Genomic DNA, 20,615 nt, shown 5'->3' on the forward strand with positions numbered 1-20,615 from the left:
GTAGACGGAATCTTGTCACAGAGGCGGCGTTGGTTCGTCAACGCGTACCTGTGAAGGAGAAATCGTAGTAGATAGCGGAAGACAGTCCCCACCGATCAGCGAGCGTGTACCGGCCACTGACGTTCAGGGATTTGCCGTCTGCCACAACGGAACTGGCCCGGTACTCATAGGAACCTGCACGGGCCGATAGCGGAGATGGATTAGCCAATACCAGTTGATACGCTGTGCCTGAGAAACCGACCGAGTTGACGTACAGCTTGCCATAACTATCCTTGGCCGTAGTGACACTTGCTTTAACAGCTTGATAAAGTCTTCCCGTGTCGGTCATCGTGCCTGTGTAAGTACCTGCCGCGTTGGCCAATGGATCAGGCGTGACTGGTGTAACCTGCGTTTCGGTTTTCCTGCATTGCCCAAACAGCAACAGGCAACTGAATAGGAGCCAGCCTATGCTGGCTGTTCGTGTGGTTTTCATGATAGGAATAGACAGCTTGATACGCTTCACGATTTGGGGTAATCGGGGTGCTGTTTGATGCGTTGGATCTGACGCAGATGCCGGTCAACGTGGCCCCATTGGAAAATGTAGACCTGCTGCATATTGCGCGGGAACCGGCTGCCCGTCCGTTCGTAATACAGGCGCATGTCGGTGCGGGTGGTGTCGGCAAAACCGATGGCGAGGTCGCGCTTGAGCTGGAAGAATGTCAGCGCGTTTTTGCCCGTCAGCAGGCCCGTTGGGCGGGCAAAGTCGGGGGCCACATGGGGTTTGTCTTCCATAATGAACTCCCGGTAATACGTATCGGGGTCGGCGGCGGCGGCGGTCTGTGCGGCGGCGAGGTCGGGGCGAGGCGCGTTGCGGATGCCCTCGCCGATTTCGCGGGCGAAGGCAATCTCCCACGTACCCAGGTGTTCCACTACCTCGGCGATGGTCCAGCGGCCGGGTGCTTCGCGGAAGTTCCACTGCGCGTCGGTCAGGGTAGCTACTGCGCGGGTCAGTTCGTTGCGGGTACGTTGCAGGTTGGCGACCGTGGCGCGTTGGTCGGCCTCGGTCCACAGGCGTTGGGCGGGGGCGGCTGAGGCAGTCAGCAGCAGGCCGCAGAGCAGGAGAATTGGTTTCATGGTTTGGTCGAAAAATTGTGATGGTTGACTTAGGGTTGCTGCATAAACGCCCGAAACAGCTTGAACACCTGCGGGCGGGTGGGGGCGGTGGCCGTAGGCCAGTAGGGCGGGTAAAACTGCCAGCCCAACCTCCCCAGGTCTGTGATGGGCAGGAACGTCCGGGCGGGGGTCTGGAAATCGGTGCGGGTTAGGATGGGTGGCGCACCGGCACTCATGCGCCGGGCTACGCTCACCGTGAGGCGGGTATTAGGCCGCAGCACTACCGATACCGATAGCTCGACATACTGAGCCGCCGCGAACGTACCTACCCGCTGCCGGGGCTGTGTCGAATCATCAATGTTGGCCTCAATCACGCCGTTTTTCAGCCACAGACTCAGCACCCCGTTGGGTACGTTGGCCTCGTGGTCATCATCCATAGGGTGACTCAGTCTGATCTGCATATCGTTGGGCATGGTATCCATGGCCATAAACTGATCGTGGCCCGAAACCGGTTGCGCTCCTCCACCGGTGATAACCCCCGCGACAGCAGGAAGAGCGACCGCCGGGCATACGGCCGGGGTACGTGCGGAATGTGCAGAAAGCGGTTGGGGCTGTGGATGAGGTCAAGGCCAAACCGGTACGTCCGTTCGATAGGTACGTCGGTGCGGAGGGCATCTTCGCCCCCCAGCAAATCGCCCACGGGTATGCCGGGGAGAGGTTTGGCGAGGGGGATCGTGATCGGCTCGGTGTAGGGCGGTTGCACGGCGTTGAAGATAGAAACTCCCAGCGGCCAGCTCGTTTTGGTGAAATCGGCATCCAGAAAAATAGCCATGATAAACAGGAGGTTACGTCTGCTGCTAATGCGTGCTTACGGTACGCGCACCAGTTCGCTATCGGTGAGGCCGGGCGTGGCTACTGAGAGCGTGTTGGCATCTTTTTTCTTCATCGTGCTTTTCCGGTACTCCACCGTCACGCCATCCCCAAACCGCACGATCTGCTCAAAGCTCCAGGCATCGGTGCCAGTGCTGAGGACGTTGCGCCAGTAGTCTTCGCCCACGACGAATTTGAACTGCGTGTTGTTGGCAGGCACTTTGGTGCCTTTGGCTTTTTTCGCCGCCGCATCGAAAATGCATTCGGCTCCGTTGGCGTATCGCCAGGTACCCGCCAGAAAAGCGTAGGGGTCGGGGGCGGGGTCGGTTTTTTTGCAGCTATTGAACAGGACCAGCAGGCAGAGCGCGGCCATCAGTAGGATTGGGCTGATGCGTTTCATGATGGTGAATAAAAAATGGTTGATAAGATCCGGGTGCTATTGCTGGGCACCACTACGGCCCGAATAAAACACCTTACCATTGCTGGTTACACCAACCGGGCTTGATGTCAAATTCTCGGTTATGGATAGTTGCCACTTCACTGCCCCGGTGGCTCCGTCGAGGGCATAAAGCGTTTTATTCTCGCCACTCACATACACCACGCCGTTGATCACGATGGGGCTGGTCGTGGAAAACGTTGTGCCATTGGTGCCGATTTTAACGCTCCATTTTCGGGCACCTGTGGCGGCATCGAGCGCATATAGATTCGTATCCGAGCTGAAGAAGTACACGATTCCGTTGGCCACAAACGGGCTTGAATAAACAGTACCACCCGTCAGAAAATCCCACTTTTTAGTACCTGTAACCGCATCAACGGCGTAGAGTCTTTTGTCGCCGCTTCCCACATAAACGACGTTATTGGCAACGGTGGGGCAGGAACTGAGGACATCGAAGGTGGTTCCCATTTCATACGACCATTTCTTTAGCCCAGTTGTGATATCAACGGCATGGAGTGTGTTGCGCTGACCAGTCGCGTAGGCCACTCCGCCCGAAACGGCAGCACCCGTGTACATAGCTATGCCCGATGCGTACAGCCATTTGCGGGCGCCATCGGCGGCGTTAATTGCGGCCAGGCCGCTATTGCTCGCCTCATATAATACACCATCGAGCAACACCGGGCTGTTACCGTTCTGGGCTACGACTTCCCACTTCTTCGCACGGGTAGTGGCATCATAAGCTACCAATTTATCGTTGGCGACTACATAGAAAACGCCGCCGCCGACTGTAATCGGGTTAGTGAACGATCCACTAAGAGTGGTCAACTCCCATAACCGCCCCCCTCCAGTATTGAAACCCAATACACTGTTGAAACCCGTATAGAGAACATTGTTGTCGAGTGTGGGGTCGGCATAGACACTACCACCGGTAGTAGAAAATGTAGTTTTGGGTCGTCCGGTGGCCACGTCAACGGCATATACGCCGTAGGACATACCTACGTAGATGATGGCCGCGTCGTCGGGGTTCGTTACAACGGGCGGTGCGGTGGTTCTAAACTGCCCTACAGCACCATAGCCTGTGCCTGTGGCGCTGGTCGCAAAAGCTCGTATGTAATACGTCGTGTTCGCCTCAAGCCCCGTAACAGTCCGGGTGACTGTGTAGGGAAAGGGGCCGTTTACGATACCAAAATTTTGTTTAAAATCGGCTATTGTCGGTAATGTATTCGTGTTGCTTAACACAAACCCATGCTCTGTTACAACTGTGCCGCCGGCACTCTCAATCACCACCGAGACGGTAGCCGATGTGCTGCCCGTTGCCGATATGGTAGGGGCTGCCAGCGTGCTGATGAGCGGTGCGGTACTGACCACTGCCGTTGTCGACGTACCTGGCGAACTGGTTGTGGAGCCGCCCGGCGTGGTAGTGCTGCTGCCGGGGCCGCCGGGGTTGGCGGGAGGAGCGGGGTCGTCTTTCCTGCAGTTCTGCAAGCCAATGATGAGGGGGAGGGCCAGGCTCACCCAAAGCAGGAAGTAAGCGATGTTTTTCATGGTCTGGAAAGTGGCGGAAAGCCAGTTTATGATAGACCAAAAGTCGCTCGCCAACGTACCCGGCGCGTCCCCAAAATGGGGGATAAGGGGTTTGGGCGGCCCGCGTAGGGATTTTGGAGGTCGGATTTGTTGCTTACGTGTCAGGTTACGCCAGAACAGGCTGACGCGTAAGCAACAAATCCGACCTCCAAAATCATTTGCTGTGAAACTTCGCCAGGGCTTCGGCCACGGAGTGGACGTGGAGTTTTTCGTAGATACGCTTCACGTGGGTACGTGTCGTTTCCACGGTAATGCCCAGTTCGGCGGCCACCATCTTGTAGCTGTTTCCTTTTGCCAATAACGCCAGTACGTCACTTTCGCGGGGCGTGAGGTCGGCAAGGTACGGGTTCGGACGGATTTGCAGGGCTTCCATCACGCGCCGGGCAATGGCGGGCGACATGGGTGCGCCGCCATCGTATACCTCCTGAATAGCTTCTAAAATACGGGCTGGCGGGGTTTTCTTGAGCAGATAGCCTGTTGCCCCCGCCCGAATAGCGTCGAACACACGCCCGTCGTCGTCAAATACGGTCAGCATCAGAATGTCGATGTGGCTGTAGCGTTCGTGCAGGCTCCGCACCGCGTCGATCCCACTGCGGCCCGGCAGGTCAATATCCATCAGCACCACGTCGGGTTGCAACGTACCTATCTGTTTTTCGGCCGTCAGGCAGTCGGCAAAGGCACCGGCCAGTTCATAGCCATCGGTGGTCTCGATCAGAAACGAGAGGGCCTCGCGCAGAGGCAGGTTATCTTCAAAAATAGCAGTGCGGACAGCCATAGCAATGAGGAAGTAAGTAACTCAAAAATAACGACTGGTGCTTAGTCTATACTACCCAATTTGGGCGATAACGCTTTTTTGGGTAACCACCTAAACCGGAAAGATCAGGTCAATCTGTGTGCCCTGACCAGGCGCCGACCGTACCGACAGGTGGCCACCAAGCAGGGCGGCGCGAGCCTTCATATTACGGAGGCCGTTACCGCCGCCAGGCCGGGCTGTGGAGCTGGCCGTGTCGAAGCCGCAGCCGTTGTCGTGCAGGCAGAGGCTGAGTTGGCCAGATTGCCAGTCCAGCCGCACCGAAACGCTGCTGGCCTGGGCATAGCGGGCTACGTTGGTCAGGCTCTCTTTGTAGATCAGGAAAAAATCGCGGCGGCGTTCGAGAGCGAGCGACAGAGCTTCCACGCCGGGGCCAACCACGAAACTCACGTCGGTGTCGGTTTCGCTGAAAAGCTCGTTGGCTACCTGCTTCATCCGATCCACTACCTGCTGTATGGTGTCGTGGGCGGGGTTGATGCTCCAGACAATATCGCTCATGGCCTCCATCACCTGCCGGGCCGTCTGGCCAATACGGTCGAGGTTTTGCCGGGCGCGGGCGGGGTCGGCGGGCATGGTCGCGCTCAGAATGCTGATGCTGCTGAGGTAGCTGCCCATATCGTCGTGCAGGTCGCGGGCAATCTGGTCACGGATCAGTTGCATCCGCAGAAGCTGCCGGTAGCGGGCCTGAAAAAAAAGGTAGCTAACCAGCCCCATCGAGGCCATACCCAGGAGCATGAGCGACGGCCAGAACCAGAGTTTTTGCCAGAAGGGCTTGGTCATAAATTTGATGGCCGACACCGCCATTGCATTCTTTTCAGGGCTGGTGTGGCTTGCCCGGATCAAAATGATCATGTTCTGGCTCGGCACATTCCTGAAGAAGATATCGCGTCGTTGGCCAACCTGTTGCCATCCTCTCCCTGGTTCGATCCGAAAGCTGAAGCGGGTAGACTGCCCGGGGAAAGGGTTGTCGTATCGAATCCGTATCGAGTTGTGGGGACGGTCAAGAATCAGGGGCTGTTCTGGCTGAGGAAGTACCTCAATGCCATTGAGTTGGACCTGCCTGATGGGGACAGCAACCGGAGTGGGTTGAGCCGCTGCCATGACAACGCCCCAACCCACCAGGCCTACCGCAGCGATCAGGCGGTTCGAGAAACTGGCGAACGACTTAACCAAAATCCGATACCGGCAAAAATATAGTTAGTGAGTTGCGAGAGTGGCACCACGGTATTCCAGAAGATATTGAACAGGTCGGCGGAATAAACGTAAAGCTGACTGCCCAGTACGTTCAGCACCAGTGTCATGAGATTCATAATCAGCACACCCACTGTAATCCAGACGATGGGTTCCTGCCGCAAACGTACCTGAGTGGGCCTCCTGATCTGGGCAACGCCCACACAAACGGCCATCAGGATAACAAAGCTACTTTCTATTGTAGAGAAACGCAGGGCCGTAGTCAGCGTAAACCCCCACTGAACAGTGCCCCAGCCCATCAGCAGCAGGAAGGCACCACAGCCAACCCAAAACAACCAGCGCAGCCGCTCACTAAGCCAGGCTGTAAAGCAACCTGTCATCAGCACGGCATCGATAGCCGTGTTGGTATAATAGATCCCAAAATTATCTGACTGGTGCGGCAGCAGGTCGTTGGCAAGGGTGATGGCCAGCCCTACCAGCAGGTTACACCAAAACAGACGTATCGGAACGATCAGCGAAGGCCAGCGGTATAGGCCAATCAGGATGGGTACGCTAATCAGGTAAAACACGACTTTGGTGAACCAGTCAAAAAAGATAGCCATACCTTATTCAGCAGCGGGTTGTTCAGGCGACGTGCAGGGGTGTGAAATGGGGCAGGGCTGAATACGAACGCCCTCACCGGGGCCACCCGCCTCACCCGGTGTACCCGTCATGTAGACCTGATCTGATGGTGGGTTGCCACCAATTCCCCGAAAAATTAATTGCAACTGCCCCCCGTTAGCCAGCGGTTTGTCTAAACCGAAACAGATCTGTACCGCATCGCAGAGCGAGAAGGTGTTTGCCATCTCCTGCATCATACCGATGCCAATGGTATAGCCTGTAATTCCCTTAAAATCGGGTGGAATGGGAATGCGCGGGTCACTGTTGGCCTCATCCCCGCCTTTTCTGGCAAAAAAAGCGGCTTTGGCCGCATGAGGAGCCAGAATAGGATCGACGATCTCCGTGGCAAATAACGTTCGCATGGCTTCATCTTCTGAATCCCCTGTAGTACTGGCTGGGGTCGTCATCGTGCGGGTTATCAGGCCCTGCATTCGGTCGTCGATAAACTGGAGATACGTGTCTGTGATACGCTGTTTGGTGCTGTCGTCAAGCAATGGCCAGAGCGTGACATTGTTGCCAAGTAGTGCCGTGATCTGCTCATAGGAGAGGGAGGGGGGAGTACTCATTCGGCTGCGTAGTTAGTGTGTGATTTTTGCTTAAAATTGGGGATGTTGACTGGGAAATAAGTAAGCTGATGGCTAAACTATTAAACGGCATGGAGAGCAAGTATACCAACCTGTTGAGCCAGTATAAGCGGGTTCTGATTAAGCTACCCGATACCGTGCTTATCAACTCTGCTTATGTGGGCGGGTCTGACTTGTTCGCTTTTTCAAAGCTCTATTTTGACGACGCTTTTGCGTATTCCGCCCAGATCGGGCAGGCAGTCGACGACGGGCTGAGCGAAAAATTATTTTTGACACTTTATGATGCTGCGAAACACACGTCGATGAAGGGGCAGGTCGTTATTCGGGCCTTGTTTGATGGAGCAACGTATGAAGTTACTGAACTGGCTGAACGGCTGTCTGGGTGCAATGCCTTACAACCGGCATTGCCCAACCTGTTTACCTATTTGTCGACGTACCTGACACCTGAGCAACAGGCAATACTGGTAGACAAGCTGGAAGGAACCGGTATGCTCGTTTATGAACTAACGCCTGAGTTAGCTAACATTAGCGTATCAGCCCGTGTAGAACCTGTTGATTATCAACAGCTCATGCATGTTCCTGTAGGCCATTCTGTGCCGGGTGGAATGGGCGAAAACGCGCACTGCCTTATCGTAGAAGATGCCTGGAAACGAGACTATGACGAACTGCCCGCCAACATTCGTGCGAATACAGTGGCTGATGGGTCGGCGCGGCTTATTGATGGACCGTTGGATGGGTATGGCGATAGGTTTCATGGTGCCCGTAATTTAGGGGTGTTGCTGGCTAGCCACACGTTTGAACCTGGAAACACGCGAGGGTCAGAATATTTTTCGTATGACTGTAAAGGAATAGTACCCAACTTAACCATCCGTCGGCTGGTATCAGGGTGGGTAGCGCGAGTGCCAACTAACCCAGACGTATCACAGTCTGCTTCATCAGGTGGGTATGAACAGCATCCAGAAGTGGCACTCCTGAAAGCAATGGTTCAGGGCGAAAAAGGTGATGTTATTCTGCTTGAATACCAATGGGAGTCCGACCATACGCCGCTGGAATGTAGTGAACTGGTTTTTGCGCTGATTCGGGCGGCTACAACCTGTCTGGAGATGACTGTGATTGAACCGGCAGGCAACGCACAACTGGATCTCGATAGCTTGGCCTCTTTTTCAGGGAAGGATAGTGGAGCTATTTTAGTAGGTGCCTTCAGTAGCTCGCTTAAAGAAATTGCCCCCAATAAAAAAGTACTCGACTTGCCCGAAAACTGGACCAGTGCCTACAACTATAGCAAACAGGCCATTCAGGAAAAACGAATGTGCTTTGCCCCGATGCCCATCCTGACCATCGTTCCCAACCAGTTCAGTGCCAATAACCCAATAGATGAATCGGAATACAGGGGTACGTCGGCCGCAACGGCTATCATTGCCGGCATTGCCTGTATGCTCCAAAGTATTTATCGCACCCATCACCCGGATCAGCCGGGGATACGTCCCGATACACTGCGCGAACTGCTGTGTAACCCCACCAATAGCGTACGGAATCCAGTGTCCGGCCAGATGGTAGAGGTAGGTGGTGTTCAGGGTGTAGTTCCTGATGTACACCGGCTACTGCAGGCAATGGGCATGGCTCCTGTCAGCGGTTAAGGGGGTTTGGTTGTTGGGGTCATTCGTGCGGTGGATTTGGTAAGACTGACCAAAAATAGTTTGTTGCCCAACCACGCCGCATCCCACTTTTGGGGGATACGTACCCACGGCTGCTTACACAAAAAACGGGTCAGCTCAGGTACGTACCCAGGCTAACCCGCTTCAGATTTCCTTTGTCAACGGCAGTTACACCATCCGCAGCAGCACCGACGAACGGGCAGGTACGTTGAAAGGCGTTTTAACATCAATACGGCGGCCCGATTCAATCTGGCCATTCGTTGTATCGATCACCACTTCGTAGTGCGTGCGCGATTTGTGGGGCGCGGGCAGCGTGAAGGGAAGCTCTTCCCAATAGCTGTTCAAGACCCACAATAGTTTGCTGGCCCCTTCTTCGGTTTCGTTGATAAACTGACCGGTTTCGTCCTGCTCTGCCACGCGTACACCGTCGATCCAGAGGGCCAGGCAGTGCGTATCGGGGTTGGCGTAATCGTCCGGGCCGAATACATGCCCATCGGGGCGGAGCCAGTCGATCTGCTCCGTTTCGTAGAATTTGCGACGGCTCAACAGGGGGTATTTCTGGCGCAGGGCAATTAGCTGCGCTGTAAAGTCGAACAGGGCCTGCTGTTTTTCATCCCAGTTCCAGTTGAACCAGCTGATCTCGCTATCCTGATTATAGCCATTGTTGTTGCCCTGCTGGGTACGTCCGTATTCGTCGCCCATCATGAACATGGGTGCCCCCTGGCTGAGTAGCAACGTTGTCAGGAAATTCCGTTTCTGCTGTTCACGCGCCTGATTGATCCCCGGGTCGTCGGTGGGGCCTTCGGCACCCATATTCCAGCTTTCGTTGTTGCTCTCGCCGTCGTTGTTATCTTCTCCGTTGGCCTCGTTATGCTTCTCGTTGTAGCTGACCAGGTCGTTGAGCGTAAAGCCGTCGTGGGCAATGATGAAGTTGACACTATTGCCCGGTCCACGGCCATCGGCATACAGGTCGGGGCTTCCGAGTACGCGCAGGGTCATCTCATGCGCCTGACCGTTGTCGCCTTTCCAGAATTTACGCACGCAGTCGCGGTATTTGCCGTTCCATTCCGACCAGCGCACCGGGAACTGACCCACATCGTAGGAGCCAATGTCCCAGGGTTCGGCAATAAGTTTGACCTGACTCAGAACAGGATCCTGATTGACGGTATCGAGGAACGACGATACGTTGTCGCCCAGTTCGCGGAGCAGCGCCGAGGCCAGATCGAAGCGGAAACCGTCGACGTGCATTTCCTGTACCCAGTAGCGCAGGCTGTCCATCACCACCCGCAGGGTCTGCGAGTGCGTCAGGTTGAAGGTGTTGCCCGTGCCCGTGTGGTTCATGTAGAACTGGGGCTGCTCGGGTACGGTATGGTAATATACCTTGTTGTCGATGCCCTTGAACGAGATGGTAGGCCCCATTTCGTTCCCTTCGGCCGTATGGTTATACACCACGTCGAGAATTACTTCGATGCCCGCTTCGTGCAGGTTTTTGACCATCTGCTTAAATTCGGCCACCACGTTGTCCGACGACGCGTAGCCGTTATGGGGCGCAAAAAAGCCGATGCTGTTGTATCCCCAGTAGCTTTCGTTCGAAAACTGGTGAACGGGCAGCAACTCTACAGCCGTGATGCCTAATTTCTTGAAATAGTCGATGGCCTCGGGCGTGCCCAGACCGGCATACGTACCCCGGATAGACTCATCGATGGTTGGGTGCTGGTAGGTGAAACCCTTCACGTGCATTTCGTAGATCACCGATTTGTTCATCGGCGTGCGGGGGGCTCTATCGTCGGCCCAGTCGAACGCCGACGAGTCGATCACCACACTTTTGGGAGCTACTTTCCCGCTGTCGACGTCGCTCATGTCCATGAACCGGTCGTCGGCCTCGCTCTCAAAATCATAGCCCAGCGTTTCGGTGCTGCCACCCACGGTGCCGTGCACTTCGCGGGCATAGGGGTCGAGCAGAAGCTTGTTGGCGTTAAAGTAGTGGCCTTCTTCGGGCGCGTATGGCCCATCGACACGATAGCCGTATAACTGGCCGGGCTTGATGCCTTCGAGGTAAATGTGCCAGACGTTTTCGGTCTTTTCGGTCAGCTCGATACGGTGGGTTTCTTTTTCGCCGCGTTTCGATGAAAACAGGCAGAGGGATACGCCGCTGGCGTTTTCGCTGTAGATGGAAAAGTTTACGCCCTGTTCGTCAACAGTGGCGCCCAGCGGATAAGGCTGGCCCGGTCGCGACGGTATAGTGGCCGTTGAACTAATCGGAGAATCCTTCGGAGAGGTTATCATATTCGTTGAAGTATGTGGTAATTAGCGTACCACAGATTAAACCCATATCTGTAGAAAATGTTAGGCCTTTTCCGTAGTTGGCTGAGTGTGTTAGAATTGGAAACGCGATGAGTGAGAAACTGAAGAATCTGCTATCTTGCCACCCATGACTTCACGACGAACTTTTTTACGGGCGGGCGCACTTCTGTTGCCGCCGCTACTCGCTAATCGGGCCCTGGGTGGTTCCAAACAGGTATTTGCGGCTAAACCGGTAGTGGTATCTACCTGGGATAGCGGCACTATTTCCAACAAAGCCGCCTGGCCTGTTTTACAACGTGGCGGCCGTGCGATCGATGCCGTTGAGGCCGCCGGTATCGCCATCGAAAATGAGAGCAACTGCTGCGTTGGGCTAGGTGGAAATCCCGACCGCGACGGTTTCGTTACGCTCGACGCCTGCATCATGGACGAAAAAGCGAACTGCGGTTCGGTGGCCTTTCTGGAGCGGATCAAACACCCGGTTTCGGTGGCCCGGAAAGTGATGGAAAACTCGCCGCACGTGATGCTGGTGGGTTCGGGAGCACAGCAATTTGCCCTGGCCAACGGCTTCACGCTCGAGTCAGGTACGTTGTCGCCGGAAGCGGAGAAGACCTACCGCGAGTGGCTGAAAAAGTCTGAATACAAGCCTGTTATCAATATCGAGAATCAGAAACCCGTGCGTGGTACGAAAGGCCACGGCCCGTTTGCCCCTTCCTTTTTCGACGACGGCACACCCAACCACGATACGATGGGGACGATAGCCCTCGACGCAGCGGGCAACCTGTCGGGTATGTGTACCACCAGCGGCATGGCCTTCAAATTGCGCGGTCGTTTGGGCGATTCACCGCTGATCGGCGCCGGTCTGTTTGTCGATGGTGAAATTGGAGCGGTCACCTGCTCAGGGCAGGGTGAAGAAGTGATCCGCATGGCGGGATCACATACGGTCGTGGAACTGATGCGGCAGGGGAGAACGCCTGCTGAAGCCTGCAAGGAGGCTGTTGAACGCATCATTAAACGTGATCCCGAAAAGGCCAAAACATTTCAGGTTGGCTTTATTGCCTTAAATAAAGCGGGCGAGGTTGGGGCCTACGCCGTTCAGCCCGGCTTCAGCTACACGCTGACAAACGCCGAACAAAACGGCGTGTTGATCAAATCACCGAGTTATTTTAAATAGGGGGGGAAAGGAGGAAAGGGAGGAAGGGGAGGAAGGGGAGGAAGGGAGGAAAGGAGGAAAGGAGGAAAGGAGGAAAGGAGGAAAGGAAGCTTCGCGTAGGCAATACTTGCGAAATCTCCCTTTCCTCCTTTCCTCCTTCCTCCCTTTCCTCCCCCTATTTCACCCACGTTCCCTTATCAACATCAATGAGGTACGCTCGGCCACCGGCTTTTTCGATGGCCTCGGCAACTAATTCTGAGTGCTCTGGTGCGTAAGCAAACATACAGCCGCCACCACCCGACCCGTTGATCTTGGCTCCGTAGGCCCCTGCATCCAGGGCTGCGTCGATCATCCGGTCTATTTTTGGGGTTGAAGTGCGTTTCGCATAGCTAAGGTTGGTATGGTGCATGGTCAGTAACTTTCCTAATGTGTGATGGTCGATGGTCGGCTGGCGAAGTAGGTTTAGTGCCTGCCTGGTAAAATTGCGGTCCCAGAGGTTGCCGTTGACCAGCGTTTTCTCATCATAACTTAGTAGGTGAACGTACCTGTCTAACTCGTGTATGGGCAAGGTCTCGAGCGAAAACGAAGGATCGAATGCCCGCATCTTGTCCATGGCGGCCAGCATGCCGTACTTCACGTGTTTCAGCAGGCCGATGGTATCTTTGGGGTCGCCCGAATCGCCGAGAACGAACGTACCCAGCGCGGGCGTAAACGGTTCGACTCTGATCTCGGGAACGGATTCCAGATAAATGACGCCACCCAAGGCAGTTGAGTAATGATCCATCATACCGCCGGGGTCACCAAATTCGAGCACCTCAGCCACGTAGGCAAATTCAGCCAGTTGGGCGGGCGAAAACGTTTGCGGCTCATCGGCCAGCTGACTCAGGATGTTCAGCCAGCTGATGAGCAGTGCCGATGAACTCGACGTACCTGCGTTGATCGGGATGTTGCCCGAGACTTCGCCGCTGATGCCTTCTGAGAAGCGCAGCCCAGCCCGATGCAACACGTTAAGCGCACTGCTGAAATAGTCGCGGTCGTGCAGGTACGGTAAGGGAAACTGACTGATGGCGAACGTTATCTCCTGTTGAAGGTCAGGGAGTTGCAAACGTACCTGAGGCGGTCCGCCCCGATGAGCTGTCACACTGATTCGGCGGGAAATAGCCGCTGCAATAACGGGTAAACCCAGGTAATCCTGATGTTCGCCAAAAAGGCAGATACGACCAGGCGTTGAGGCAGTTAACTGATTAGTAAGCATTACGCTCCGCGTCATTACGTAGTCATTCGCTACGCTGTCATTAGTCTATGCCGCCATTCATTGTGTGGCGAGAAATGACAATCAACGACAGGCTGGCGAATGACCACGTAATGACAGTTCCTTGTTTAATACGCGTCGGTGAGGCCGAAAATGGGTTGGTTGGTCTTCCATTTGCCCCGCGTGAAGTCGGGGATTTCGATGGGCTTGCTGCCTTTCGCAATGCTCTGTTCCGATAGCGGGCTGATGGCGCTCCAGGCGGCGGCATCGTAGACGTCGATGGGCGGGGCGGTCTGGTTCTTGATCGCTTCAACGAACGCCCGGAAGACGAAGAAATCGATACCGCCGTGGCCGGCTTTTTCGGCGCTGGCGGCATGCTGCTTCCAGAGCGGATGGTCATATTTTTCCTGGTACTCCTTGAACGGCTCAAACACGTGCGGTTTGGCCGATACGCCTTCAAGATAGATCACGTCGCCATCGTCCATCCAGACGCCTTTGGTGCCCTGCGCGCGGAAACCCAGCGAGTAGGGGCGGGGTGAATTGGTGTCGTGAATGATGACAATGTTTTCGCCATTGGCGCATTGAATCATCGTCGTTACCACGTCGCCCAGCTTGAAATTGACGTGCGCGTTGGGGTGATCGGCACCGCCTTTATCGACAACGTATTGGTGCAACCCGCGCGATTTGGTGGCCATCGACGTCAGATAGGTGAACTGGTTCCCCCGGTTGATATTCAGCCAGTGTGCCACGGGGCCAAGGCCGTGGGTGGGGTACAGATCGCCGTTGCGGTCAACCGAGTGCTGCGTGCGCCAGCGGGCTTCCGACATACCTTTGGCCCCGAACTCAACCCCACCGCCGTATACCTGTTTACCGTTATTGAATTTTACGTCGCGCAGGTCGTGCTGGTAGCCGCAGTGGGCATACGTCATTTCGCCGAACATTCCCTGACGAATCATAGTCAGCACCGACAGGACATCGCGGCGGTAGCAGACGTTTTCGAGCAGCATGCAATGGGCACCGGTTTTCTCATGGGCGTTCACCAGGTCCCACGATTCCTTGAGCGTTACCGTTGCCGACACTTCCAGCCCGGCATATTTGCCAGCCAGCATGGTGGCTACGGCCATCGGTGCGTGCCATTCCCAGGGCGTGGCAATGATGACTCCGTCTATGTCATCCCGTTTCAGCATGTCCCGGAACGCCTCATCGCCTTTTGTATAGGTAGGCGGTAAGGGGCGCCCTGCCTTTTGCAAGAGGGCATTGGCTTTACCCAGTGCGATCGGATCAATGTCGCATAGCGCCGTCACCTGTACATCGGGCCGAAATAGGGCCTGTTCGAGGTGGTTTCTGCCCCGTTCACCGACGCCAATAAAAGCCAGCCGCACCTTGTCGAGGGGTGGTTTCCCGGTTGCCTGCACCTGCGTAAACAGCGAGGGAAACAGCGGAAGCGCGGCGGTGCTAAGCGCGGTGGTGCGGAGAAACGAACGTCGGGTCGGGTGCATAGGAATCAGGATAAGCCATTAGAAATTGGGGAATTCGTCTCACCGGGCATCGCCCGGTGAGACGAACTCCCAATAATAGAACAAAACCCTTTAAAACAAAAAAGCCTGCACTCAACGAGCGCAGGCTTTCCGATCCCACCATTCACTACACTACCAAAGCCAAGCGTCCCATGGTTTCATGGGCCGACTCGACTTTACTCTTCTGGCTGAGCAACAACTCGCGGGTACTAGCCGCAATGTCGGTTTGCTCCAGCACTTCTTTATAATCGTTCAGCGCTTCCGCGTCGCCACGCTGGCACTCTTCAGCTACTGCTTTGTCTGTACTGTTCGATACGGCCGATTTGATATTGATCCAGGCGCGGTGCAGGTCTGATACCAGGCTGGTTCCGTTGTCCGGGTCACCGCCAAGCGCACGAACTTCGCGATCGAGTTCGGTAGCAAATTCGGCCCGTTGACGTGATTGGGCCAAAAACAGGCTCTTTAATTCAGCGTCTTTTACGCTGTCGGCAGCTTCCTGGTAACCCTTCTCGGCATCGTGGCTGCGGGTCAACAGTTTGTTCAATTGATCGAGGATCTCACCCCGGGTTTCCTTGACATTCATAACGTTGTTGTGTTGAGTTGGTAAGTGTACTGATACTAAGTTAATGCGTTGAATAAAGCGAAAACTATTTTTGAGGATTATGGCCCCAATTTTTTAGCGAATAGAGCCAGTTACTGCCTTCGACCTCGGCAGGCCTCTGGGCCGAATGCCGACGAACGTAGCTGATGACCTTGCGCATATGGGCATAATCAGCATCTGTCAGGTCGGCCTGCTTCTTGTCCAGAATGGCAATGATCTTTTCACCTGACTCATGACCAATCGATTCGCTGTCGCCCTCTTTCTTTTGGCCAACAGCTTTCGACTCGTCGGTTTCCAGCCATTTCTTTATGGCAGCGGCCGACATATTCACAACGTCGTTGAAGTCGTCGCGAACTGCCTTTTTTTCTGAATCATCAAGCGTTGCCATGAACCGTTGGGTTAGTCGATGTTACCATTTTTCGCGTCGCGCTGCATCTTGTCATTAGCAAATACGGCAATATCGACCCGACGGTTTTTCGCCCGACCCGCTTCCGTACTGTTATCAGCAACGGGTTGCGATTCGCCATAGCCTTTTTCGCTTAAACGGCCACTTTTTACGCCTACAGACTTCAGGTAGCCGGATACTGCATCGGCCCGCTGGTTGGAGAGGCGTAGGTTCAAGTCATCGGAGCCAGTAGCGTCAGCATGACCCTCGATGATCAGGTTTGTGTCTGGATATTTTTCCAGTGTCTGGGCAAAATCCGATAACTGGCGTTTCGTAACGTCTTTCAGGTCTGCTTTACCAACGTCGAAGAGAATGTCGGAATTGAAGGTGATTTTGATACCCTCCCCAACCCGTTCTACGGTAGCGTTAGGCAGATCTTTTTTCAGGTCCTCAGCCTGTTTGTCCATCTTACGACCGATCACAGCACCGGCTGCTCCACCAACAGTGGCTCCTAAAATGGCGCCTAATACGGTATTGCCCGATTTGCGGCCGATAACGCCGCCGGCAACTGCCCCGGCACCAACCCCAATGGCGGCACCACGCTGCGTTTTATTCGTATTGTTCTTAACAGATTTACAACTCATCAGCGCATCGCTGGAGGTCAGCCCGGCGGCCAGGAGCAGAGCGATGAAGCTCTTGCTGTTAATTTTCATACTAGTCATAACGTGTGAGTGAAATTGATTCGGTTAACCAGTAGCCAAAAGCTGTACCAGTACGCACCGTTTGATCAATTGCCTGCGTTATGTAGTCTATTGTTTGCTGATAATCAGTGAATTGCTGTGTTATATACCGAGGCACCGGTCTTATGACTTTTAATCAGAACTTAAACCAACAGAGCGCCTATTCGTCATTTTGTGGAATTAATTCTACGTATTAAGTGGGATAATTAATTGGAGTGGTGCAGGCTTTGCAGAAACTGCTCTTTATAATGCCGCCCAAGGGGAACGAGCCGTTCGGCAATTCTGATCTCGTTTTCATCGAACGTATCGACCTGTAGGGTATTCACCGCGTAGGAGCGATGCACGCGCACAATGGTTGGGTAGTCCAATTTGTCGAGCACCGTGGTCAGCGGCATGCGTAGCGAATATTTTTTGGTCGCCGTCAGGAAGGTGGTGTAGATATCTTCGGCCACCAGGACATGAATATCGCTCAGGCTAATCTTGACAAACTGGTAGCCCTGCCGGATGAATATATGCTGACCGCTTTTTAAGATCATTTCCCGGGCGTTCACCATCGGTTCAACAGCCTGGGGTGCTACCGGCGGAGCACTTCTCTGGTTGGCCATTCTACTACCATTGTTTAGCGCGATTTCGATGGCCAGCCGCAGGTTCATGAGGTCGTAGGGCTTGGTCAGGTAGGCAGCCGGAAACGTTTCTTTGGCGCGTGATACCGTTTCGGCGTCGGAATAGGCTGTCAGGTAAATGACAGGTACGTTCCGAATGGCATTGATCCGCCGGGCCGTTTCAATGCCATCGAATTCCCCTTTGATCGTTATATCGCACAAGAGTAGATCGACCTGATTATGCTGAAAAAGGTCGATGGCTTTCGGGCCGTTATTGGCAATACCCACTACGCGATACCCTTCTGCTTCGAGGTGATCGCAAAGCGTCATGGCCAAAATTGCTTCATCTTCAACAACTAAGAGGTTCATCTTAATTCAGTTAACAAGTATCAATGAACAATAGGCAAACAGTAACAACGTCGCTCAGGTACGTTACCAGCCAACGTTATTGAGGCTTGCTTATTGATAGCTGGCGATATGTAATCGGAAATGCATGCCCAGGCCCGGCTGCATGGAACAGGCACCGCCTACCTGTTCGCTGAGGCCCTCGATAAGCCGTTGGGGGAGGGCTACTCCCGCCCGCGACCAGCGGGTACCCTGGGGTTCAAGCGATGGTCCCTGGTCTGTTACCTCCAGCAACAGACCATCCCGCTGTTTCAGGCTGACGGTCAGCGTTGGTTGTTTGGGCGCAGCATGGAGGGCTGCGTCGGCTACCAGTTCGTGCAGAATAAGCCCAACAGGCAGGGCCATGTCGGCGCTTAGCTCGTCGGTTTCCAGCAATAACGTCAGGTCGGTGGCTTCATTGAAGGTCAACGCCTGATATAACCGCTGGACGTACTGCCTCAAATTAACGACCGTGGGTACGTTATCCTGGTAAAGTCGCTGCTGTAACAGGGCTACCGATCGTACTCTGTTCAGGCTTTGTTGCAACGGATAACGGGCGGGCTGATCAATCACCTGCGCCAGTTGAAGCTCCATAAGCCCAATCACAACGGCCAGGTTGGTGTTTACCCGGTGGCTCAACTCCCGGCGAAGCAACTGAAGGTCGTTTTCCTGTTTGTGTACGGCCAACCGTACCTGCCACAACTTCCGTAACAGCAGCACACAGACTACCAGCAGGCCGCTTAAAAAGACCAGCACTAGCCAGATATAATGGGGAGAGAGGAAAGGTGGTACCATTATTACACGGATCAGCATTGAACAGCCAACGGCATAGAGGGCGGTGGTCGCAAAACCGACAATCTAAAATGAGTATAAAAAAGGTAGTGTACCTGTCAATGTCGGTGAACAACATACCCAACATGGCAGGCACGTAGTTTTTGTGGGTCAACTGACCTGCAATACGTCAGATGGAATGTGCAGGCTAAAGCGCGTGCCCCTCAGCACGTCAACCTGAATAGTAGCGCCTATCTGGTCGCCAAGACTGCGGATCAACCGCCGCCCGAAAGAGGTATCGCGCCCGAGCGCCTGGTTCGTCTGCCACTCGGTCAGATCCAGCCCCGGACCATTATCGGCCAGTATCAGATTGAGGCCGTCGCGTTGCCAGATCCGCAGCGTCAGCTGGGGAATGGAATCCGTATTCGGGAAGGCGTATTTAAACGCGTTGGTCAGTAATTCATTCAGGATCAGGCCTAGTGGAATGGCAATGTCGACATCGACTTCGGTTACCTCTATGGAAAGGTTCCGCTCCAGCCGGTCGGGGGTATAGCCATAGGCGGCCATCAACGAATCGACCAGACTATGGGTGTAGTCGCTCAGGTTTATCTGAGTGGGAACGTCGGTTTGGTACAGGCGCTGGTGGATCAATGACATGGCCTGCACCCGTTGCTGACTTTCGACAAATGCCTGGCGGATGGGTGTATCGCCGAGGCGATTGGCCTGTAGCTCAAGTAACCCCGACACAACGGCCAGGTTATTTTTGACCCGGTGGTGCAATTCACGCATCAGTAACCGCATCTGCTCTGACTGCACCTGAATCTCGGCACGGCTGTGCCTGACACGCCGGTAGAGCAACAGCAGCAGGCCAGACAGGAGGCAGAACAGACAGGCTCCCACGCTTAACCATAGTAGTTGCATGCTCTGCCGGTTGTTGGCTTCGCCAAGCTGCCTGATCGTCTGTTGGTTAGCCGCGCTGGCGTAGCGGGTACGCAACTCGGTCTGGTCTACTTCAGCCCGGGTACGTAGCCGCGATATGTCGCGCACTTTGTTGGCTTCGATGCGGGCCAGATCGCCTTCGTGATTCAATAAAAGGCGGGCGCGTGTTTCGGCCAGCAGTCGATCTTTCTGGGCCGATACCTCGGCCAGCTGCCGGGTACGTTCATTATCGTATTGGGCTTGCAGCGTCAGAATCTGTTTGGCCTTGTCGACCCGCACCAACGAGTCTTCGATCGCCTTCTGCTCTTCCAGCATAGCCAGGGCAAGCTTGTAATCACCCATGTCGCTATAGGTCTTGTAAGCTACCGACAGGGTATTGAAGAGCCGGTGCGGATCGCCGATCTGCCGGGCGTAATCAATCGCTTTCTGGGCATTCATGGCCGATGCAGGCAGGTCTTTTTGTAGCCTGTATGCGTTGGCCAGGTTCCGCCGGTTATGCTCAAGGCTGGTCAGCTGATTGATGCGGGTGTTGATGGCCAGGGCCTTGTTGATCAGTTGAATAGATTGATCGTACTTTTTGTCATTGATCATTATCTGGCCGAGATTACCGTACAGGATAGCCAGCGTGCTTAAATCTTTTCTGTTGAGCGTTGTCTGAATGGGCTCGAGCAGGTCAATGGCCGATCGGTAATTCTGACGGGCTTCTTCATACTGATCGAGGTCGCGCTGGATGATGCCCACTGTGTTCTGGGCGTTGGCGATGGTGCCGGGCGAGCGATGGGACTGCACGAAGAGCGAGTAGGCTTTTTTAGCGTAAGTCAGCGCCTGCTCTGTCAGGGCCGTTACCCGTTGAGAATCGCCCATCCGCTTGTAGGTCAGGGCCATACTTTGGTAAATAGTCCCGATGCCATCAGGGTCGTTGAGCCGTTCGCTATAGGGGAGGGCCTGCTGAAACAAGGCGACCGCTTCGGCATAATTTCCCCGGTCTCGCTCAACGATACCCAGTGTCATAAAGCTTTGGGCAAGGTCGCCGGGGAGCTTACTTTTCCGGGCAAGCTGATGAAGCCGTGTTGCGTAGAACAAAGAG

At 54.7% G+C, this 20,615-nt stretch carries 21 protein-coding genes; 2 read left to right on the plus strand and 19 right to left on the minus strand.

Annotated elements, in window-relative coordinates:
- Positions 1–37 precede the first annotated feature (37 nt).
- From ACAW75_RS18240 to ACAW75_RS18285, 10 genes are all read right to left on the minus strand, one after another.
- Positions 38–472: a hypothetical protein gene (locus tag ACAW75_RS18240; RefSeq protein ID WP_370730183.1), complete on the minus strand. Its 435-nt coding sequence runs from the start codon at positions 470–472 to the stop codon at positions 38–40.
- Positions 473–498: 26 nt separating this feature from the next.
- The gene (locus ACAW75_RS18245; protein WP_370730184.1) at positions 499–1,113 is read right to left on the minus strand and encodes a DinB family protein; all 615 of its coding nucleotides are present in this window, start codon (positions 1,111–1,113) and stop codon (positions 499–501) included.
- A 29-nt stretch (positions 1,114–1,142) separates the two neighbouring features.
- The gene (locus ACAW75_RS18250) at positions 1,143–1,574 is read right to left on the minus strand and encodes a hypothetical protein (RefSeq protein WP_370730185.1); all 432 of its coding nucleotides are present in this window, start codon (positions 1,572–1,574) and stop codon (positions 1,143–1,145) included.
- Positions 1,538–1,924, minus strand: coding sequence for a hypothetical protein (locus ACAW75_RS18255; protein WP_370730186.1), 387 nt, complete (start codon positions 1,922–1,924; stop codon positions 1,538–1,540). The genes ACAW75_RS18250 and ACAW75_RS18255 overlap by 37 nt, the downstream gene beginning before the upstream one ends.
- 36 nt (positions 1,925–1,960) lie before the next feature.
- Positions 1,961–2,362, minus strand: a complete 402-nt coding sequence (locus ACAW75_RS18260) for a hypothetical protein (RefSeq protein ID WP_370730187.1) — start codon at positions 2,360–2,362, stop codon at positions 1,961–1,963.
- A gap of 36 nt (positions 2,363–2,398) precedes the next feature.
- Positions 2,399–3,943: an outer membrane protein assembly factor BamB family protein gene (locus ACAW75_RS18265; protein WP_370730188.1), complete on the minus strand. Its 1,545-nt coding sequence runs from the start codon at positions 3,941–3,943 to the stop codon at positions 2,399–2,401.
- A gap of 193 nt (positions 3,944–4,136) precedes the next feature.
- A complete protein-coding gene (locus tag ACAW75_RS18270; protein ID WP_370730189.1) occupies positions 4,137–4,757 on the minus strand; it encodes a response regulator in 621 nt (206 codons plus the stop codon).
- 90 nt (positions 4,758–4,847) lie between these two features.
- Positions 4,848–5,966 carry a sensor histidine kinase gene (locus ACAW75_RS18275; RefSeq protein WP_370730190.1) on the minus strand — a complete coding sequence of 373 codons (1,119 nt, stop codon included), beginning with the start codon at positions 5,964–5,966 and terminating at the stop codon, positions 4,848–4,850.
- Positions 5,930–6,586: a hypothetical protein gene (locus ACAW75_RS18280; protein WP_370730191.1), complete on the minus strand. Its 657-nt coding sequence runs from the start codon at positions 6,584–6,586 to the stop codon at positions 5,930–5,932. Before ACAW75_RS18280 ends, ACAW75_RS18275 begins: the two co-directional genes overlap by 37 nt.
- A gap of 3 nt (positions 6,587–6,589) precedes the next feature.
- Positions 6,590–7,210, minus strand: a complete 621-nt coding sequence (locus tag ACAW75_RS18285) for a hypothetical protein (protein WP_370730192.1) — start codon at positions 7,208–7,210, stop codon at positions 6,590–6,592.
- Positions 7,211–7,278: 68 nt separating this feature from the next.
- Here ACAW75_RS18285 and ACAW75_RS18290 point away from each other — a divergent pair, with 68 nt between their 5' ends.
- Positions 7,279–8,865, plus strand: coding sequence for a S8/S53 family peptidase (locus ACAW75_RS18290; RefSeq protein ID WP_370730193.1), 1,587 nt, complete (start codon positions 7,279–7,281; stop codon positions 8,863–8,865).
- Between the two features lie 186 nt (positions 8,866–9,051).
- Here the strand turns inward: ACAW75_RS18290 and glgX are convergent, their stop codons facing one another.
- Positions 9,052–11,169 carry a glycogen debranching protein GlgX gene (gene glgX, locus ACAW75_RS18295; RefSeq protein ID WP_370730194.1) on the minus strand — a complete coding sequence of 706 codons (2,118 nt, stop codon included), beginning with the start codon at positions 11,167–11,169 and terminating at the stop codon, positions 9,052–9,054.
- A gap of 145 nt (positions 11,170–11,314) precedes the next feature.
- Here glgX and ACAW75_RS18300 point away from each other — a divergent pair, with 145 nt between their 5' ends.
- Positions 11,315–12,358: an isoaspartyl peptidase/L-asparaginase family protein gene (locus ACAW75_RS18300; protein WP_370730195.1), complete on the plus strand. Its 1,044-nt coding sequence runs from the start codon at positions 11,315–11,317 to the stop codon at positions 12,356–12,358.
- A 154-nt stretch (positions 12,359–12,512) separates the two neighbouring features.
- On the opposite strand, the gene ACAW75_RS18305 is transcribed toward ACAW75_RS18300, so the two are convergent.
- From ACAW75_RS18305 to ACAW75_RS18340, 8 genes are all read right to left on the minus strand, one after another.
- The gene (locus tag ACAW75_RS18305) at positions 12,513–13,607 is read right to left on the minus strand and encodes a mevalonate kinase family protein (protein ID WP_370730196.1); all 1,095 of its coding nucleotides are present in this window, start codon (positions 13,605–13,607) and stop codon (positions 12,513–12,515) included.
- A 110-nt stretch (positions 13,608–13,717) separates the two neighbouring features.
- Entirely contained in the window at positions 13,718–15,088 is a 1,371-nt protein-coding gene (locus ACAW75_RS18310) for a Gfo/Idh/MocA family protein (RefSeq protein ID WP_370730197.1), read from the minus strand.
- 145 nt (positions 15,089–15,233) lie between these two features.
- Positions 15,234–15,689, minus strand: a complete 456-nt coding sequence (locus ACAW75_RS18315; protein WP_370730198.1) for a ferritin-like domain-containing protein — start codon at positions 15,687–15,689, stop codon at positions 15,234–15,236.
- Between the two features lie 64 nt (positions 15,690–15,753).
- The gene (locus ACAW75_RS18320; protein WP_370730199.1) at positions 15,754–16,095 is read right to left on the minus strand and encodes a DUF3140 domain-containing protein; all 342 of its coding nucleotides are present in this window, start codon (positions 16,093–16,095) and stop codon (positions 15,754–15,756) included.
- An 11-nt stretch (positions 16,096–16,106) separates the two neighbouring features.
- Positions 16,107–16,814 carry a YiaD family glycine zipper/OmpA-like lipoprotein gene (locus tag ACAW75_RS18325; RefSeq protein WP_370730200.1) on the minus strand — a complete coding sequence of 236 codons (708 nt, stop codon included), beginning with the start codon at positions 16,812–16,814 and terminating at the stop codon, positions 16,107–16,109.
- Between the two features lie 224 nt (positions 16,815–17,038).
- Complete coding sequence (locus ACAW75_RS18330; RefSeq protein WP_370730201.1) at positions 17,039–17,803, minus strand: response regulator; 765 nt, start codon at positions 17,801–17,803, stop codon at positions 17,039–17,041.
- A gap of 90 nt (positions 17,804–17,893) precedes the next feature.
- A complete protein-coding gene (locus tag ACAW75_RS18335; protein WP_370730202.1) occupies positions 17,894–18,613 on the minus strand; it encodes a sensor histidine kinase in 720 nt (239 codons plus the stop codon).
- 147 nt (positions 18,614–18,760) lie between these two features.
- Positions 18,761–20,611 carry a tetratricopeptide repeat protein gene (locus ACAW75_RS18340; RefSeq protein WP_370730203.1) on the minus strand — a complete coding sequence of 617 codons (1,851 nt, stop codon included), beginning with the start codon at positions 20,609–20,611 and terminating at the stop codon, positions 18,761–18,763.
- Positions 20,612–20,615 lie beyond the last annotated feature (4 nt).

This window comes from Fibrella arboris (assembly GCF_041321095.1).
GTDB classification, from domain to species: domain Bacteria; phylum Bacteroidota; class Bacteroidia; order Cytophagales; family Spirosomataceae; genus Fibrella; species Fibrella arboris.

Coding starts and splice junctions, on each gene's coding strand:
- ACAW75_RS18240 (WP_370730183.1), bottom strand. CDS start 472: ATGAAAACCACACGAACAGCCAGCATAGGCTGGCTCCTATTCAGTTGC.
- ACAW75_RS18245 (WP_370730184.1), bottom strand. CDS start 1,113: ATGAAACCAATTCTCCTGCTCTGCGGCCTGCTGCTGACTGCCTCAGCC.
- ACAW75_RS18250 (WP_370730185.1), bottom strand. CDS start 1,574: ATGGATACCATGCCCAACGATATGCAGATCAGACTGAGTCACCCTATG.
- ACAW75_RS18255 (WP_370730186.1), bottom strand. CDS start 1,924: ATGGCTATTTTTCTGGATGCCGATTTCACCAAAACGAGCTGGCCGCTG.
- ACAW75_RS18260 (WP_370730187.1), bottom strand. CDS start 2,362: ATGAAACGCATCAGCCCAATCCTACTGATGGCCGCGCTCTGCCTGCTG.
- ACAW75_RS18265 (WP_370730188.1), bottom strand. CDS start 3,943: ATGAAAAACATCGCTTACTTCCTGCTTTGGGTGAGCCTGGCCCTCCCC.
- ACAW75_RS18270 (WP_370730189.1), bottom strand. CDS start 4,757: ATGGCTGTCCGCACTGCTATTTTTGAAGATAACCTGCCTCTGCGCGAG.
- ACAW75_RS18280 (WP_370730191.1), bottom strand. CDS start 6,586: ATGGCTATCTTTTTTGACTGGTTCACCAAAGTCGTGTTTTACCTGATT.
- ACAW75_RS18285 (WP_370730192.1), bottom strand. CDS start 7,210: ATGAGTACTCCCCCCTCCCTCTCCTATGAGCAGATCACGGCACTACTT.
- ACAW75_RS18290 (WP_370730193.1), top strand. CDS start 7,279: ATGGCTAAACTATTAAACGGCATGGAGAGCAAGTATACCAACCTGTTG.
- glgX (WP_370730194.1), bottom strand. CDS start 11,169: ATGATAACCTCTCCGAAGGATTCTCCGATTAGTTCAACGGCCACTATA.
- ACAW75_RS18300 (WP_370730195.1), top strand. CDS start 11,315: ATGACTTCACGACGAACTTTTTTACGGGCGGGCGCACTTCTGTTGCCG.
- ACAW75_RS18305 (WP_370730196.1), bottom strand. CDS start 13,607: ATGACGCGGAGCGTAATGCTTACTAATCAGTTAACTGCCTCAACGCCT.
- ACAW75_RS18310 (WP_370730197.1), bottom strand. CDS start 15,088: ATGCACCCGACCCGACGTTCGTTTCTCCGCACCACCGCGCTTAGCACC.
- ACAW75_RS18315 (WP_370730198.1), bottom strand. CDS start 15,689: ATGAATGTCAAGGAAACCCGGGGTGAGATCCTCGATCAATTGAACAAA.
- ACAW75_RS18320 (WP_370730199.1), bottom strand. CDS start 16,095: ATGGCAACGCTTGATGATTCAGAAAAAAAGGCAGTTCGCGACGACTTC.
- ACAW75_RS18325 (WP_370730200.1), bottom strand. CDS start 16,814: ATGACTAGTATGAAAATTAACAGCAAGAGCTTCATCGCTCTGCTCCTG.
- ACAW75_RS18330 (WP_370730201.1), bottom strand. CDS start 17,803: ATGAACCTCTTAGTTGTTGAAGATGAAGCAATTTTGGCCATGACGCTT.
- ACAW75_RS18335 (WP_370730202.1), bottom strand. CDS start 18,613: ATGGTACCACCTTTCCTCTCTCCCCATTATATCTGGCTAGTGCTGGTC.